Origin of the sequence: Kitasatospora sp. NPDC085879, assembly GCF_040686255.1 — a bacterium.
Taxonomy (GTDB): Bacteria; Actinomycetota; Actinomycetes; order Streptomycetales; family Streptomycetaceae; genus Kitasatospora.
This window is the reverse complement of record NZ_JBFBJZ010000007.1, coordinates 197318-211885: the sequence shown is the minus strand read 5'-3', so window position 1 is coordinate 211885 and position 14568 is coordinate 197318. Positions and strand designations below refer to the sequence as shown.

At 74.0% G+C, this 14568-nt stretch carries 14 protein-coding genes; 9 read left to right on the top strand and 5 right to left on the bottom strand.

Annotation, left to right across the window (positions count from 1 at the left end; translation table 11 throughout):
- Together AB0P35_RS08470 and AB0P35_RS08465 are read left to right on the top strand one after the other, a co-directional pair.
- On the top strand, positions 1-621 hold a 621-nt coding region (locus AB0P35_RS08470), incomplete at its 5' end, for a polyprenol monophosphomannose synthase (RefSeq protein WP_363508122.1).
- A 158-nt stretch (positions 622-779) separates the two neighbouring features.
- Positions 780-1730 carry a YhjD/YihY/BrkB family envelope integrity protein gene (locus AB0P35_RS08465; RefSeq protein ID WP_363508119.1) on the top strand — a complete coding sequence of 317 codons (951 nt, stop codon included), beginning with the start codon at positions 780-782 and terminating at the stop codon, positions 1728-1730.
- A gap of 94 nt (positions 1731-1824) precedes the next feature.
- On the opposite strand, the gene AB0P35_RS08460 is transcribed toward AB0P35_RS08465, so the two are convergent.
- Positions 1825-4353, bottom strand: a complete 2529-nt coding sequence (locus AB0P35_RS08460; RefSeq protein WP_363508116.1) for a hypothetical protein — start codon at positions 4351-4353, stop codon at positions 1825-1827.
- 323 nt (positions 4354-4676) lie between these two features.
- On the opposite strand from AB0P35_RS08460, the gene AB0P35_RS08455 reads away from it, so the two are divergent.
- The 3 genes from AB0P35_RS08455 (at position 4677) to AB0P35_RS08445 (ending at position 6813) form a co-directional block, all read left to right on the top strand.
- Entirely contained in the window at positions 4677-5387 is a 711-nt protein-coding gene (locus AB0P35_RS08455; protein WP_095873486.1) for a GPP34 family phosphoprotein, read from the top strand.
- Positions 5388-5743: 356 nt separating this feature from the next.
- Positions 5744-6604: a helix-turn-helix transcriptional regulator gene (locus tag AB0P35_RS08450; protein WP_095873487.1), complete on the top strand. Its 861-nt coding sequence runs from the start codon at positions 5744-5746 to the stop codon at positions 6602-6604.
- The gene (locus AB0P35_RS08445) at positions 6604-6813 is read left to right on the top strand and encodes a DUF397 domain-containing protein (protein ID WP_095873488.1); all 210 of its coding nucleotides are present in this window, start codon (positions 6604-6606) and stop codon (positions 6811-6813) included. The genes AB0P35_RS08450 and AB0P35_RS08445 overlap by 1 nt, the downstream gene beginning before the upstream one ends.
- A 36-nt stretch (positions 6814-6849) precedes the next feature.
- Here the strand turns inward: AB0P35_RS08445 and AB0P35_RS08440 are convergent, their stop codons facing one another.
- Positions 6850-7947: an ADP-ribosylglycohydrolase family protein gene (locus AB0P35_RS08440; RefSeq protein WP_363508113.1), complete on the bottom strand. Its 1098-nt coding sequence runs from the start codon at positions 7945-7947 to the stop codon at positions 6850-6852.
- A 282-nt stretch (positions 7948-8229) separates the two neighbouring features.
- Here AB0P35_RS08440 and AB0P35_RS08435 point away from each other — a divergent pair, with 282 nt between their 5' ends.
- From AB0P35_RS08435 to AB0P35_RS08425, 3 genes are all read left to right on the top strand, one after another.
- Positions 8230-9450 (top strand): DUF2092 domain-containing protein, encoded by a 1221-nt coding sequence (locus AB0P35_RS08435; RefSeq protein ID WP_363508110.1) that lies wholly within the window; start codon positions 8230-8232, stop codon positions 9448-9450.
- Positions 9451-9524: 74 nt separating this feature from the next.
- Positions 9525-10451 carry an ABC transporter ATP-binding protein gene (locus AB0P35_RS08430; RefSeq protein WP_257019083.1) on the top strand — a complete coding sequence of 309 codons (927 nt, stop codon included), beginning with the start codon at positions 9525-9527 and terminating at the stop codon, positions 10449-10451.
- Entirely contained in the window at positions 10438-11310 is an 873-nt protein-coding gene (locus tag AB0P35_RS08425) for an ABC transporter permease (protein WP_363508107.1), read from the top strand. The genes AB0P35_RS08430 and AB0P35_RS08425 overlap by 14 nt, the downstream gene beginning before the upstream one ends.
- A 35-nt stretch (positions 11311-11345) precedes the next feature.
- Here the strand turns inward: AB0P35_RS08425 and AB0P35_RS08420 are convergent, their stop codons facing one another.
- The 3 genes from AB0P35_RS08420 to AB0P35_RS08410 form a co-directional block, all read right to left on the bottom strand.
- The gene (locus AB0P35_RS08420) at positions 11346-11786 is read right to left on the bottom strand and encodes a hypothetical protein (protein ID WP_363508105.1); all 441 of its coding nucleotides are present in this window, start codon (positions 11784-11786) and stop codon (positions 11346-11348) included.
- A 177-nt stretch (positions 11787-11963) separates the two neighbouring features.
- A complete protein-coding gene (gene rarD / locus AB0P35_RS08415; protein ID WP_363508102.1) occupies positions 11964-12959 on the bottom strand; it encodes an EamA family transporter RarD in 996 nt (331 codons plus the stop codon).
- A gap of 98 nt (positions 12960-13057) precedes the next feature.
- Positions 13058-13888 carry a TetR/AcrR family transcriptional regulator gene (locus tag AB0P35_RS08410; RefSeq protein ID WP_363508099.1) on the bottom strand — a complete coding sequence of 277 codons (831 nt, stop codon included), beginning with the start codon at positions 13886-13888 and terminating at the stop codon, positions 13058-13060.
- A gap of 69 nt (positions 13889-13957) precedes the next feature.
- On the opposite strand from AB0P35_RS08410, the gene AB0P35_RS08405 reads away from it, so the two are divergent.
- Positions 13958-14566, top strand: coding sequence for a DUF5701 family protein (locus tag AB0P35_RS08405; protein ID WP_363508096.1), 609 nt, complete (start codon positions 13958-13960; stop codon positions 14564-14566).
- The last annotated feature ends 2 nt before the right edge of the window (positions 14567-14568 follow it).

Below are 14568 nucleotides of genomic sequence, written 5' to 3'. Positions count from 1 at the left end.
GACCACGTCCGCGTCCTGCACCGCAAGGGCAAGGAGGGCCTGGGCGCCGCCTACCTCGCCGGGTTCCGCTGGGGCATCGACGAGGGCTACACCGTCCTCGTCGAGATGGACGCCGACGGCTCCCACCAGCCCGAGGAACTGCCCCGCCTGCTCACCGCCCTGCGCGGCGCCGACCTCGTCCTCGGCTCCCGCTGGGTCCCCGGCGGCAAGGTCGTCAACTGGCCCAAGTCCCGCCTGCTGCTCTCCCGCGGCGGCTCCACCTACTCCCGCCTGATGCTCGACGTCCCGATCCGCGACGTCACCGGCGGCTACCGCGCCTTCCGCAAGGAGACCCTCGAAGGCCTCGGCATGGACGAGGTCGCCTCCGCCGGCTACTGCTTCCAGGTCGACCTCGCCTGGCGCGCCGTCAAGGCCGGCTTCAAGGTCGCCGAGGTCCCGATCACCTTCGTCGAGCGCGAGCACGGCGCCTCCAAGATGAGCCGCAACATCGTCGTCGAGGCCCTCTGGCGGGTCACCGCCTGGGGCATCACCTCCCGCCTCGACAAGATCACGCACACCGTCACCGGCAGGAACACCGGCGGGAGCAGGGGCGGGATCACGGGCGGGAGCGGGACGAGGTAGCCGGACGCCGGTCGGCGCGGGTGCGGGGCGCCACCGCCGGGGCGAGCATGGGGCTGGGTCGCACGGAGTGCACGCTCGCGGAGGGAGCCGGTGTGACAGGGTCGCAGCAGCCGGGGATGCGGGCCAGGGCGGCCGGAACGGCCCGTTCGCTCAGGCTGATGCCCGACCGCGTGCCGCTGATCGGCCGGGCGCTGCACCAGGTCCTCCGGGTGAACCTGCTGGACTGTGCCACCCGGATGGCCGCACAGGCCTTCCTCAGTGCGCTGCCCGCGCTGATGGCGCTGGCGGTGTTCGCCCCGGCCGCGATCAAGGAGGGCGTGGTCACCTCGCTGCGCGAGCAGCTCGGGTTGAAGGGCGCCGCCCAGCAGCAGGTCGCGGCCTTCCTGTCGACCGGACACGACGACGACGTCGCGCAGAGCTTCGGTGCGGTGGGCGTGATCGTGACCCTGCTGTCCGCCACCGCGCTGAGCCGCGCCGTGCAGCGGGTCTGCGAGCGCTGCTGGGAACTGCCGAAGGCGTCCGGGCGGATCACCGCCTGGCGGTGGCTGACCTGGCTGCTGGTGTGGCTGGTGGTGCTGGTCTTCCAGCACCAGTTGCACGACGGTTTCGGCGCGGGCCTGTGGCTGGGCATTCCACTGACCCTCCTGATGGACTCCGCGCTCTGGTGGTGGACCCAGCACCTGCTGCTCGCCGGACGGGTCCCCTGGCGCCCGCTGCTGCCGGGCGCGGTGCTGTGCGGGGCGGCGGTGGTGGGGGTGAGCGCGGCGGCCGCGGTGTACCTGCCCCGGGCGGTGTCGCAGAGCATCAGCCGGTTCGGCCCGTACGGCGTGGTGTTCACGCTGCTGTCCTGGCTGATCGTGATGTTCACCGCGGTGACCTTCACGATCGCGCTGGGCCGGGTGCTGTCGCAGGAGCCCGCGGTGGCGGCGCTGCTGGGCATCGAACCGACGACGCCGGCTGCACCGGACACACCGGCCGCACCGGGCGACGCCGCCGCGGCGCCGAAGACCGTCCAGGACGACGCGGGCGGCGGGGGCGGAACGGGCCCGGAGGCGTCGGAGCCGCGGAACGGCGGCGGGGGTTCCGCGCGGGGCCCCACACCCGGGTGAGACCGGGGGCGAGCCCGGACCGGGATGCGGGAAGGCCCCGCCGTTGCCGCCTTTCGGGGCGGGAACGGCGGGGCCTTCGCCCGTCCTGCGGGTGTCAGAGGATGCGGGTCAGCCGCGACAGGATGGACGGCGGCGCCAGGTCGCCCTGCAGGGTGACCGGCACCTCGATCCGGCCCTCGCCCTCACCGGCGGACAGGGTGCCGACCTGGGTGCCGGCCTTCACGGCGTGGCCGAGCTTGGTGGCGTCCAGGGTCAGCTCGGCGGTGATGCCCGACCAGCCGGCGACGGTGAGGTCCTTGGCGGCGACGATCGGCACCGAGCCGCCGAGGCCGTCCTCGACCCGGCCGACGACCTGGCCCTGCTTGGCCAGCGTCTGGCCTTCGAGGCCGTTCTGCACCGACTTGATGATCTTCAGGCTGGGCGCCTGGGCGACCTTGGCGAGGTCCACGCCGGCGACCGCCGGCTGCCGCAGGGTCACGCCGATGATGGTCCGCTTGGTGCCGCCGATCTCCTTGACCGCGGCCCACATCAGCGCCGACTGGGCCGCGGTGGACGAGCCGGTCTTCACGCCGATGACGCTGCCGCGCTCGGTGAAGACCAGGTCGTTCGTGTTCGGGATGCGGACGTTGTTGTACCGCATCTCGGGCTCCGCGACGATCTGCCGGAACACGTCGTCCTTCATGGCCTGCTCGGCGAGCTTGAGCTGGTCGGTGGCGGTGCTCTTGGTGTCGTCGTTGTAGCCGGCCGGGTCGGCGTAGGTGGTGTTGGTCATGCCGAGCTTGGCGGCCTCGGCGTTCATCTTCGCGATGAACGCCTCCTCCGAGCCCGCGTCCCAACGGGCCAGCAGGCGGGCGACGTTGTTGGCCGAGGGCAGCATCAGCAGCTCCAGCGCCTGGTACTGGCTGAGCTGCTGGCCCTCGGTCAGCTGGGCCCGCGACTGGTCCTTGAGGACGGACTCCTGGGCGGCCGCCTTGTCGACGGTGATGCTCGGGCCGCTCTCGCCCTTCTTGAGCGGGTGCGCCTTGAGGACCAGGTAGGCGTTCATCACCTTGGTGACACTGGCGATGGAGACGGGCGTCTGCTCACCGGAGGTGCCGACCGTTCCGACCCCGATCACCGCTGCCGCGGACTGGCCCTTGGCCGGCCAGTCGACCGCGAGCTTCTCGCCCTGGAAGGTGTAGTCGGTCGGCAGGCCGAGCTTGGTCTCCGGATCCGGGAGCGGGCGCAGCAGCTGCGCGACCGCCACCACGCCGAGCACGAAGGCGATGAACAGCGCCCAGATCGCGGTCCGCTTGGCGGCACGGCGCAGCGGGCTGGCCGGGCGGGCGCTGAGGGTGGCGAGCACCTCCATCGCCTCGATGGTGTTGTCCGGCGACGGGAGCGGAGCCGGCGGCACCGGCAGCGGGTCCGGCACGGGCAGCGGAGGCGGCGGGGGCGGGGTGGGCCGGGACTCCGGGCGCGGCGGGGCGGCTTCGGGGGCGTTGCCGCCGACGGGCTTGCGGGTGTCCTTGAGGGCGGCGCCGGCCACCTCGCGGCTGTCGCGCATGGCGAGTCGCGGGTCGGTGGACTTCGCGGAGGCCTTGTCCGGGTCCTCGGCAGGGGAGGCGGCCGGGGCACCGGTGGCGGGCGTGCGGGTCTCGGGGGGCAGCCGCAGGGCGCGCGTGGCGTTGTCGACGGGCAGCCGCAGCGCCCGGGTGGCGTTGTCGGCGGGGGCGTCGGCCGCGCTGTCGGACCCGGTGCCGGCGGCGGGCTTCTCGGGCCCAACGCTCTTGTCTGGCCTGGCGTCCTTGTCCGGCCCGGCGTTCTTGTCCGGTGCGCTCTTGTCGGCCTCGTCGGGCTTGGGTGCCTCCGGCTCGGGTGCCACCGGCTTGTCCGCGGCGGACTTGTCGTCCGTGCCGGCGCGGTCGGCCGGCGCCGACGGGGCCTCGGCGGCCTTGCGGACCTCCGGCGGCAGACGGAGCGCGGTGGTGGCGTCCGGGACGGGCTCGGCGGCGGTCTTGCCGAACGATCCTGCGGGGACCCGCAGCATCGTGGTCCTGTCGCTCGGCTGCTGGTCGCCGGCCTCGGCCTCGGCCGGCTCCGCGGCTTCGGCGGGCTCGGCGGGCTCGGCGGGCTCGGCTGCAGGGGCGGCGGCCTTGCGGACCTCCGGCGGCAGGCGCAGGGCGGTCGTGGCGTTGTCCACGGGCAGCCGGAGGGCGGCGGTGGCCTTGTCCGAAGCGCCGAGGCGGAGGTGGACGGTCGCGCCGCCCGCGCCGGCGGCGACCGCCACGGCCTCGTCGGCGTTCTCGTCGCGGTCCTCGGCAGTGACCTCGTCGCTGTCCTCGTCGATGCCCTCGTCCGTGTCGGGGGCAGCGTCGGAGGCAGCACCGTCGGCGTCCGCTGCCGCATCGGCGCCGTCGGAAGTGCCGTCGGAAGCTGCATCGGCGGCGGCATCAGCAGCGGTGTCGGTCGCGTCGTCGTCGCGGGCCGCGTCGTCGGTCTCGGCGGTGTCCGCCGGCTCGGTGCGGTCCGCGGGTGCGGAGGTCTCCGCGGGTTCGGCGGTACGCGCCGATGCGGTGTCCTCCTTCGTCGCCGAACCCTCGGCCGCCCCGTCGCGCCGCCCTGTGTCGGGGGACTCGCCCACTGACCCTCTCCTCCTCGTCCGCCCGGCGGACCGGCTGCCCGCCCGGGCCGGCGGGCCGTGGGCCGCGCCGATCCTTCATTTTTTCCTACGGGTTCTCGTCCCGTCGGGATGTCTGTACAGTCTCCGCCACCGGCGGCGCGTCAAGCGCGCGCACCCCGCCCGACCGGCCCTTTTTTCTGCCCGTCCGGTCCCGTCCCCGGCTCAGACGCCGGGCCGGGGAGACCGGTTCCAGCCTGCCGTGCCAAGGTCACGATTCGGAGGCGTACTCGACAAGCCTGTGTGAGAGGCGTCACGCTGTCTCTCATCCACGCGGGGAGGCTTGGATGGGCAGGAGCCGCAGAACAATTCCCGAGGAGCTGTTGCTGCTCGCACTGGACCCGACCACGGGTACCACTGCGCAGCCCCAGACCCTCGACCTCGGACTCGCCGGGGCGCAGCTGGTCGAGCTGTCCCTGGCCGGACGCATCGCCCCGGACGGGGACCGGATCGCCGTGGTTCTCGCACGGCCGACCGGTGATCCGACCCTCGACCACGCCTTGGAGCTGCTGCGACGGCGCGGCAGTGCGGTCCGGGCGTCGCACTGGATCGGCGGGCCCCGGCTGGGCCTGCGGCAGACGTACCTGGCGCACCTGGAGCGGTGCGGCATGGTGACGGCTGTGGCGGGCCAGGTGTGCGGGGTGCTTCCGACGACGCGGTACCAGGCGTCGGACGACTGCACCAATTCCGCGATCAAGCAGCGCTTGGACACCGCGATCCGCACGGGCGTGCCGCCGGACCCACGGACGGCCGCGCTGGCCGCGCTGGCGCACGCGGTGGGTCTGGGCAAGCACCTCTATCCGGGCAACGAGGGCAGGTCCTCGCGGTCCCGGCTGCGGGACCTGATCCGCTACGACCCGCTCGGCGGGATGGTGGCGCACGCGGTGATGGACGTGCAGAACGGTCTGCCGGTCCAACAGAACCGCAGTGCGGCCCCGGTGGCGGCGAGGCCGGCCGCGGGCGGCCGTCCGGTCGCCACCCGGGTGGGCGCGCGTTGATCGGCGCGCGCCGCAACTGAGTACGTGAGGGCGGCCCGCCCGGCAGGAAGACTGCCGGGCGGGCCGCCCTTCTGTGTCACCTGTGCCGTGGGGGGCGTTCGGCGCGCCGCGGCGGGGTAGGAGTGCGGACACCGCGCGTCGGCGGGCTTTTACCGCGCGGGACGACCAAGTGCAAGGCATGCCATCCCGATTACACACTTTTCCGATGATCTGTTCTAGTCCGCTGGGAGGATTCCCCGGCACGGAGCAGACACAAGATGGCATGCTCTCCACGTCAGGGGGGGTTGGTACCAATTTCCACACTGTTCCGAGGTGCAGCGCTGTCGTCTGCGCCAGAGGTCCGGCCGGAGGTCGATGTGTCCGCCAGCGTCAATCCCACCGTGCGCCGACGCAGGCTCGGCGCCGAACTCCGGCGCCTGCGCGAGCTCAAGGGCATGACCGCCGAGGAGGTGGCCGGCCGCCTGATGGTCTCCCAGTCGAAGATCAGCCGGCTGGAGAACGGCCGGCGCAGCATCAGCCAGCGGGACGTCAGAGATCTCTGCGACGTGTACGAGGTGGCCGACGAGCGGGTCCGCGCCGGGCTGATGGAGATGGCCCGCGAGTCCCGCCAGCGCGGCTGGTGGCACGAGTTCGGCGACATCCCGTACAGCGTCTACATCGGTCTGGAGGCGGAGGCCTCCTCGATCCGCGCGTACGAGTCCTCCTTCGTGCCGGGCCTGTTGCAGACCCGGGAGTACGCGGAGGCCGTGGTCGCCGGCACGTTCCCGGACTACGACGGCCAGGCGGTGCAGCGCCGGGTCGAGGTCCGGATGAAGCGCCAGCTGCGGATAGACGGCGACAGCGAGGACCGGCTCGGCAGTCTCTGGGTCGTCATAGACGAGGCGGTGCTGCGCCGCGAGGTCGGGAGCAAGGCCGTGATGGCGGACCAGCTCTGCCAGTTGCTGACACTCAGCGAGCAGCCGTACATCAACCTGCAGGTGATTCCGTTCAGCCACGGCGCCCACCCGGGCATGAGCGGGACATTCTCCCTGATGGAGTTCCCCGAGTCTGCCGATTCGACTGTTGTCTACTTCGAAGGGGTGACGAGCGATCTCTACCTGGAGAAGGAGGCCGACGTGCGCCGCTATACCAATCTTTACGACCACCTGCGGGCCGCGGCGCTCAGTGTCGCGGACAGTCGGTCACTGATGCACACCATTGCAGAGGGGTTCAGGTAATGACCACCACGTCCACGACCAATCTGACCTGGCGCAAGAGCAGCCACAGCGGCGGCAACGGCGCCTGCGTGGAGATCGCCGTCCCGGATACCCGCACGATCGCGGTGCGGGACTCCAAGGACCCGGAGGGCCCCCGACTGCAGTTCTCCAACGCCGCCTGGTCCGCCTTCACGACGGCCGTCGCGGCGGGCGCCTTCGGCGAGCTCTGACCGGGCAGAACGGTACGACGCGCTGCCCGGCGGCCCTCAGCCGACCGGGTAGCGCTCGGCCCAGCCCGGCGTGCCGTGCAGCTCGGGCCCGTGCAGGAGCTCCAGCGCGAAGTCGTCCGCCAGCTCCAGGATCGTGCCGCGCCCCTCCAGCTCCGCCACCAGATCGGCGGGCAGCGCCGTCTCCCCGTGCAGCGCGCCCAGCAGGTTCCCGCAGATCGACCCGGTGGAGTCGCTGTCGCCGGAGTGGTTGACCGCGAGCAGCAGGCCGGTCCGCACGTCCTCCGCGACCAGCGCGCAGTAGACGCCGATGGCCAGCGCCTCCTCGGCGACCCAGCCCTCCCCGAGCGCCTCGACCCGCTCCGCGGAGGGCTCGCCGGCCCGGACGGCGTCGAGTGCGGCGCGCAGGGCCGCCGTGGTCTCCTCGTGCGAGGGCCGCTCGGAGAGCAGCGCCAGGGCGAGGTGCACGCCCTCCTCGGGGGTGCCGCCGCGGGCCACCGCGTGGACGATCACCGCGAAGGCGCCGGCCGCCAGGTAGCCGGTGGGGTGGCCGTGCGTCAGGACGGAGCACTCCACGGCGAGCTGGAAGACCAGGCCCGGGTCCCAGGCGGTCAGCAGCCCGAACGGCGCTGCCCGCATCACCGTCCCGCAGCCCTTGGAGTGCGGGTTGCGGGGCGCGTCCACGGTGCCGAGGCGGTTCGCGTCCGGCCCGGAGAGCCCTGTGAGGCAGGCCTGGCCGGGTGCCCGCTGGGCGTACAGCCATTCCTGCCGGCCGAGCCAGCCGAGGTCGGGACGGCGCTCGTCCGGGCCCCAGTCCTGCTGGGTGGCGTGCCACCGCAGGTAGGCCTTGTGCACGTCGGTCGGCGGGTGCCAGGTGCCGGTGTCCCGGCCGACGTGTGCGCGGATCAGGCCGTCCAGGGTGAACAGGCTCATCTGGGTGTCGTCGGTGACCGCGCCGCGCCGCCCGTAAGCGGGCACGTAGCCGGTGACGCCGAGCGGGCCGTGCGCGGAGCGGATCTTCTCCAGCGGGTCGAACTCGATCCCGGCGCCGAGCGCGTCGCCGATCGCCCCGCCGAGCAGACAGCCCCGCACCCGGCTGCGGAAGTCCTGCTGCTGCGCGCGCGACCACAGGGGCATCACGGGTCTTCTGCCTTTCGTCCGGGGCGACCAGGAGCCTGCACTGTATTCGAAGAGCCGTACGGGGCGGTGTCGGGGTCGCGGACCTGCACCTCTCGCCCACACGCCCCGGCGGGAGCGTGCGGACTCCGCCTCCGGACCGATCCGACCCTGAGTCCTCCTCAGGGTCGGGTGCGACGACGGTCGTACCCGGATCCAGCTCTGCGGAGCGATGCCGCGGCGGCCCGCGGCGTCTCTAATGGAGAGGACAGACAGAGCGACGACTCGGAGGGGATGGACGAGATGGCGGAGCAGGAGCAGGGGGCGCCGTACCGGTCGGGCCGCAGGACGCTGGTGCGGGTGGCTGTTCCGGTGGCGGTGGTGGCGGCGGTGGCCGCGGGCGTCGGCCTGGTGCCGGCGCTGGCGAGCGACTCCGGCCCCGACCTGCCGTCGGTGACGGCGGAACAGCTGGTGGCGAAGGCGCTGGGCTCGGACACCCAGGCGCTGTCCGGAACGGTGCAGGTGAAGGCCGACCTCGGGGTGCCGTCGCAGCTGCTCGGCGCCGCCGGCGGGCTGGGCGCGCAGGGCCGGGGCGGCTCGGGCGGGCACCGCGGCTCCGAGGGCGGTGCCCAGCCGCAGGCGAAGCTCGCGGAGCTGCTCGCCGGCCAGCACACCCTGCAGGTCGCGGTGGACGGGCCGGACCGGCAGCGGATCGGCCTGGTGGAGGACCTCGCCGGCTACGAGCTGGTGCACAACGGCACGGACGTCTGGGCGTGGGACAGCTCCTCCAACGAGGCGGTGCACCTGACGGGCCCGCAGACCGCGACCGGGAGGACGCCGGGTCTGCCGGCGGCGGGCGCGGTGACCCCGCAGGACGCGGCGAAGCAGTTCCTGGCCTTCGCCTCGGGCAGCACGACGGTGGCGGTGGACGGCACGACCACGGTCGCCGGCCGGAACGCCTACCGGCTGACGCTGACCCCGAAGGGGCAGGGTTCGACGATCGCCCGGGTGCGGATCGCGGTGGACGCGGAGCACGGGGTGCCGCTGGCGGTGCAGGCGACGGCCGCGTCCGGCGGCCCGGTGCTGGACGTGCACTACAGCAAGGTGTCCTTCGACCGGCCCGCCGCCTCGGTGTTCGCGTTCACCCCGCCGAAGGGCGCGAAGGTGACGGAGCAGAAGGCCGACGAGACGGGCAGGGGTGCCGCCGGGCACGGCACGCCGAACGGGAAGCCGAACGGGAAGGCGCCCGCCGGCGGCCGGCCGGACGTGCAGCTGACGGGCGAGGGCTGGACGACCGTGGTGTCGCTCCGGCTGCCGGCGGGCGAGCTGTCCGGGCAGGGCGGCCAGGGGGCCGAGGGCGGGCCGCAGGGCGCGCTGTCCCTGGTGAAGGCGTTCGGCAAGCCGGTGGGCGGCGGCACGCTGATCGGCACGAAGGTGGTGAACGTGCTGGTGACGGACGACGGCCGGGTGTTCGCCGGTGCGGTGACGCTGCCGGTGCTGCAGCACGCGGCCGGGGTGAAGTAGTGGCCGGCGCTCCGCCGGTGGAGCGGTCGGGGGGCCGGGCCTTCGCGGGTCCGGCCCCCGCCGGGTCCGAGGAGGTGATCCGCACCAGCGGTCTGACCAAGCGGTTCGGTGACCGCACGGCGGTGGACGGGCTGGACCTGGTGGTACCGCGCGGCAGCGTGTTCGGCTTCCTCGGCCCGAACGGCTCGGGCAAGACGACGACGATCCGGATGCTGATGGGCCTGATCGCGCCGTCCGCCGGGTCGGCGGCGGTGCTGGGCGCACCGATGCCGCAGTCGGTCGGGGTCGTGCTGCCGCGGGTGGGGGCGCTGATCGAGGGGCCGGCGCTGTACGGCTTCCTGTCCGGGCGGGCCAATCTGGCCCGGTTCGACGCGGCCGATCCGACCGCCGACCCGCGGACACGGGAGCGGCGGGTGGCGGCGGCGCTGGACCGGGTGGGCCTGTCGGCGGCGGCCGGCCGGAAGGCCCGCGGGTACTCGCTGGGCATGAAGCAGCGGCTCGGCCTGGCGGCGGCGCTGCTGCGGCCGCGGGAGCTGCTGGTGCTGGACGAGCCGACCAACGGCCTGGATCCGCAGGGCATGCGGGAGATCCGGTCGCTGGTGCGGGAGCTTGCGGCGGACGGCACGACGGTGTTCCTCTCCTCCCACCTGCTGGACGAGATCGAGCAGGTCTGCACGCACGCGGCGGTGATGTCGCGGGGCCGGCTGGTGGTGCAGGGCACGGTGCCGGAGCTGGCCGCCCGGGCACAGGGCCGGCTGGTGGTGCGGACGGCGGACGGCGAGGAGGCGGCCCGGGTGCTGAAGGAGCACGGGGTGACGGATCTGCAGGTGGCGGCCGGGGTGGTGGACGGGCTGCCGCCGGACGGCGAGGAGGCGCTGCCGGCGCTGTGCGCGGCGCTGGTCGGCGCGGGGGTGCGGGTGCGCGGCTTCGCGGTGGAGCGCGGCACGTTGGAGGACGCCTTCGTGGCGCTGACCGGGGAGGGCTTCGATGTCGCGGGCTGAGGCGGTGCCGCGGGGCTCGGCGGCTCCCGCCCGGGCGGGGGCGGCCGGGTACGCCGCGCTGTTCACCAGTGAGCTGGCGCTGGTCTTCCGCCGGGCGCGGACGATGGCGATGCTGGGCATCCTGGCCGCGCTGCCGGTGCTGATCGGTGTCGTGGTGCGGGTGCAGACCGGGGGCAGCCGCGGCGAGGGGCCGGCGTTCATCGCCCAGGTGACCCAGAACGGGCTCTTCCTGGTCTTCACGGCCTTGGCCGTCACGTTGCCCGTCTTCCTGCCGATGACGGTGGGCGTGGTGGCGGGGGACGCGATCGCCGGTGAGGCGGCCACGGGCACGCTGCGCTATCTGCTGGTCGCCCCGGCGGGGCGGTCGCGGCTGCTGGCGGCGAAGTTCTCCGCGGCGATGGCGTTCTGCGTGGCGGCCACCGGTGTGGTGGCGGTCTCGGCGCTGGTGACGGGGGCGGCGCTGTTCCCGCTGGGCGAGGTGACGCTGCTGTCGGGGGACTCGATCGGGGTCGGCACGGCGCTGCTGCGGGCGGTGCTGGTGGCCGGGGTTGTCGCGCTGTCACTGGCCGGGCTGGTGGCGATCGGCCTGTTCGTGTCGACGCTGACGGGCAGTGGGATCGCCGCGATGGCGACCACCGTGGTGCTGGTGATCACGGTGCAGATCCTGGACAGCTTCCCGCAGCTGCACGCGGTGCAGCCGTTCCTGTTCACGCACCGGTGGCTGAGCTTCTCCGACCTGCTGCGGAACCCGATGCACTGGGACGACGTGCTGCAGAACCTGGGGCTGCAGGCGGTGTACGCGGTGGTGTTCGGCTCGGCGGCGTGGGCGCGCTTCACCAGTCGGGACATCACCGTCTGAGCCGTCCGCCGAAGCGTCCGGGGCCGGGCGGCCGGTCAGCGGACCGGCAGCATCCGGGAGGCGGCGGCCGCGCAGGCGAGCAGCGGCAGCTGGGCGGGGGCGATCAGGAAGAGCGGCGACCACTCGGGGCAGACCAGCCGGACGCCGGCGGTCAGGCCGTACAGCCGGGCCCGGTGGGAGCCCTTGAGGTCGACCCGGTCGAGCCGGTACGGGCCGTCGAGGGTTATCGCCGGGCGGCCGTGGCGCTGCCACTCGATGCGCACCGTGCCGCCGCTGGGGGCGCCGGTGAGCAGCAGGTCGCCGCTCTCGGCGGCGTCGAGTTCACGGCGGACGGCGGGCAGGCGCAGGGCGGCGCCGCGGGCGAGGAGGTCGTCGGCGGCGTCGCGCAGCGACTGGGCCGCGCGGCCGGGGCCGGCGGCGACACGGCGGAACGGCCGGGCGAGCTGCCCTGTGAGTTGACCCGTGAGGTGGACCATCACAACCCTCCTGTGGCCGTGCGGGCGCCCGCGCAGAACGGGGTTTCCGTCGGCCGGCGGCGGTGGCACCCCGGACGTTAGCAGTCCGAGACCTGGGTTGAGGAGATCCGGCGGGGACTTCTTCACAACGGGATTCCCGGTGCGAACGGCCCCCGCGCGGAGCGCGTTCGGGTGGTCTCAGCGGGTGACGGCGGAGGCGGTTCCGGGGGCCGCGGGGGCGGTGTCCGGCCGCTCGGTGGAGGCGGCCGCGGCGGCCGCGGCGAGGGCGGCGCGGTCCGTCCGGACGCGGCGCACCGCGTCGTAGGTGAGGACGGCGAGGGCGGCCCAGACGAGGGAGAAGCCGGCCCAGCGGGCGGGCGGCATCGACTCGTGGAAGACGGTGATCCCGATGAGGAACTGGAAGACCGGCGCCAGGTACTGGAGCAGGCCGAGGGTGGTCAGCGGGACGCGGACGGCGGCGGCGCCGAAGCACAGCAGCGGGATGGCGGTGATGAGGCCGCTGAGCATGAGCAGCCCGGAGTGCGCCCAGGCGGAGCTGTCGCCGGCGGCGTGGCCGAGGCTGCCCTCGCCGCGGATCTGCAGCCAGATCAGGAAGCCGAGGGCGAAGGGGAACATGACGGCGCTCTCGAGGGCGAAGCCCTCCTGGCCGCCGAGGGCGACCTTCTTCTTGAGCAGGCCGTAGGTGGCGAAGCTGAGCGCGAGGGTGAGGGCGATCCAGGGCAGCCGGCCGTAGCCGGCGGTGAGGACGGCGACGGCGAGGACGCCGATGCCGACGGCGACCCACTGGGCGCGGCGGAGGCGTTCGCGGAGCAGCAGGACGCCGAAGGCGATGGTGACGAGCGGGTTGATGAAGTAGCCGAGGCTGGTCTCGACGACGTGGCCGGAGTTGACGCCCCAGATGTAGACGCCCCAGTTGACGGAGATCACGGCGGCGGCGAGGGCGACGAGGGCGAGTCGGCGGGGCTGGGCGAGCAGCGGGCGGATCCATGCCCAGCGGCGCTGGACGAGCAGCATCAGGGCGACGGCGACGAGGGACCAGACCATCCGGTTGGCGAGGATGTCGACGGCTCCGGCCGGCTCCAGCAGCGGCCAGAAGAGCGGGAAGAGGCCCCACATGCCGTAGGCGGCGGCGCCGTACCAGAATCCGCGGCCGGTCTCGTGGTCGTCTCTCATGCCGCTCTGCCTCTCGCGCGCGCCGGTGCCGGATCGACGGTAGCGGCGGAAGGCAAGGATGTCACGCCCGTATCCAGATTTTGGTCATGACAGTTGCCTCATGCACCCGATGCGCGGCCCGATCCGCCGGTCGGCCCGTCGCTCGGCCCGTCGCTCGGCCGGCCGTCCGGTGCACGGTCGAGCGCGGCCAGCCCGTCGAGCACGCGCGCCAGGCCGAAGGCATAGGCGTGGGCCGCGCTGGAGGCGGCGCCGTGGGCCTCGCTGGCCGCGGTGCCGATCCGGGCGGCGGTGGGGAAGCGCTCCGGGTCGAAGACCTTGGCGAGCAGGTCGGCGTTGCCTGCCCACCACTGCTCGTCGCTCATCGCGCTCTCCTGCTCGGCGGCCCGTTCGTCGGCGGCGGCCCGGGCGCAGCTCTGCACGAAGCCGAGGACGAAGGAGAGGGCGGCGTCGGTCTCGACGTCGCCGAGGCCGAGCCCTTCGAGGGCACGCAGCTCGTACTCGTACTTGGCCATCAGGCCGGGGCCGAGCGGGGGGCGGCCGGTGGCGACCTCGGCGACCCAGGGGTGGGCGGCGTACAGGGCGGCGTTGTCGTCGGCGACGGCCGCGGCCCGGGCCCGCCAGCCGCCGTCGGCGGGGGTGCGGCGGGGCATCGCGGCGTAGACGGTGTCGAGCATCAGGTCGAGCAGTTCGGCCTTGCCCGGCACGTAGGTGTAGAGCGCCATCGGGGACAGGCCGAGCCGTTGGGCGACGGCGCGCATGGTGACGGCGCCGACGCCCTCGGCGTCGGCGAGGCCGATCGCGGCGGCGGCGATCTCCGGCACCGTCCTGGCCTGCCGGGGGCCGCGACGGCCGGACGGGACGCCGCCCCCGCCCCAGAGCAGCGCGAGGGTGCGCGCCGGGTCGCCTGCACTGCTGCGGTCGGTCACCATGGCCGGAATTCTTCCACCGCCAATCTCCGTACTGTGTACAGTGTACTTGGTACGGAGATGAGGAGGCGCATGACCGAGTTCGACCGACAGCTGCAGCGGCTGACCGACCTGGGCTACCCCGCCCTGGCCGGCCTGCCCGAGGACGACTTCACCGCCCTGCTCGAACCGCTGCGCGCGGCGGCCGGCCCCGGCACTCCGCCCGACGGCGGCCGGGTCCCGTTCGTGCTGGTGGTGACCCGGGAGCTGGTGCCGATCGAGCGGACGGTGCCGCTGACCGCGCTGGCCGGCCGCAGCCGCCCCGGGATCGTGGACCGGCACTACCCCGAGGGCGACCTCGCCCGGTTCACCCCGACCGTGCCGCTGCCGGGCGGCCGGGCCTACCTGCTGCGGGACGTCGACCGCGGCGAGGAGTTCTGCGGCGCCGTCCCCCGGGACGCGCTGGCCGCCGTCGCCGAGCGCGGCCGCACCCCGCTGACGATCGAGGAGGGCGTCGCCGTGGTCACCCAGTACCCGGAGCTGCTCGCCACCAACAGGTGCTTCTCGCTCGGCGCCTCGCGCTGCGGGGACCGCCGGGTGCCCGCGCTGTGGATCAGCGGGGGCGCGCCCAAGCTGGGCTGGTGCTGGGAGGGCAATCCGCACAGCTGGCTCGGCATGGCCTCGGCCGGCGGCCGGGCCTGAAC

Excerpts from the sequence above, each read along its gene's own strand:
- AB0P35_RS08425 (WP_363508107.1), top strand. The coding sequence starts at position 10,438 with ATGTCGCGGGCTGAGGCGGTGCCGCGGGGCTCGGCGGCTCCCGCCCGG.
- AB0P35_RS08455 (WP_095873486.1), top strand. The coding sequence starts at position 4,677 with ATGGGCAGGAGCCGCAGAACAATTCCCGAGGAGCTGTTGCTGCTCGCA.
- AB0P35_RS08465 (WP_363508119.1), top strand. The coding sequence starts at position 780 with ATGCCCGACCGCGTGCCGCTGATCGGCCGGGCGCTGCACCAGGTCCTC.
- AB0P35_RS08440 (WP_363508113.1), bottom strand. The coding sequence starts at position 7,947 with ATGCCCCTGTGGTCGCGCGCGCAGCAGCAGGACTTCCGCAGCCGGGTG.
- AB0P35_RS08435 (WP_363508110.1), top strand. The coding sequence starts at position 8,230 with ATGGCGGAGCAGGAGCAGGGGGCGCCGTACCGGTCGGGCCGCAGGACG.
- rarD (WP_363508102.1), bottom strand. The coding sequence starts at position 12,959 with ATGAGAGACGACCACGAGACCGGCCGCGGATTCTGGTACGGCGCCGCC.
- AB0P35_RS08420 (WP_363508105.1), bottom strand. The coding sequence starts at position 11,786 with ATGGTCCACCTCACGGGTCAACTCACAGGGCAGCTCGCCCGGCCGTTC.
- AB0P35_RS08445 (WP_095873488.1), top strand. The coding sequence starts at position 6,604 with ATGACCACCACGTCCACGACCAATCTGACCTGGCGCAAGAGCAGCCAC.
- AB0P35_RS08405 (WP_363508096.1), top strand. The coding sequence starts at position 13,958 with ATGACCGAGTTCGACCGACAGCTGCAGCGGCTGACCGACCTGGGCTAC.
- AB0P35_RS08410 (WP_363508099.1), bottom strand. The coding sequence starts at position 13,888 with ATGGTGACCGACCGCAGCAGTGCAGGCGACCCGGCGCGCACCCTCGCG.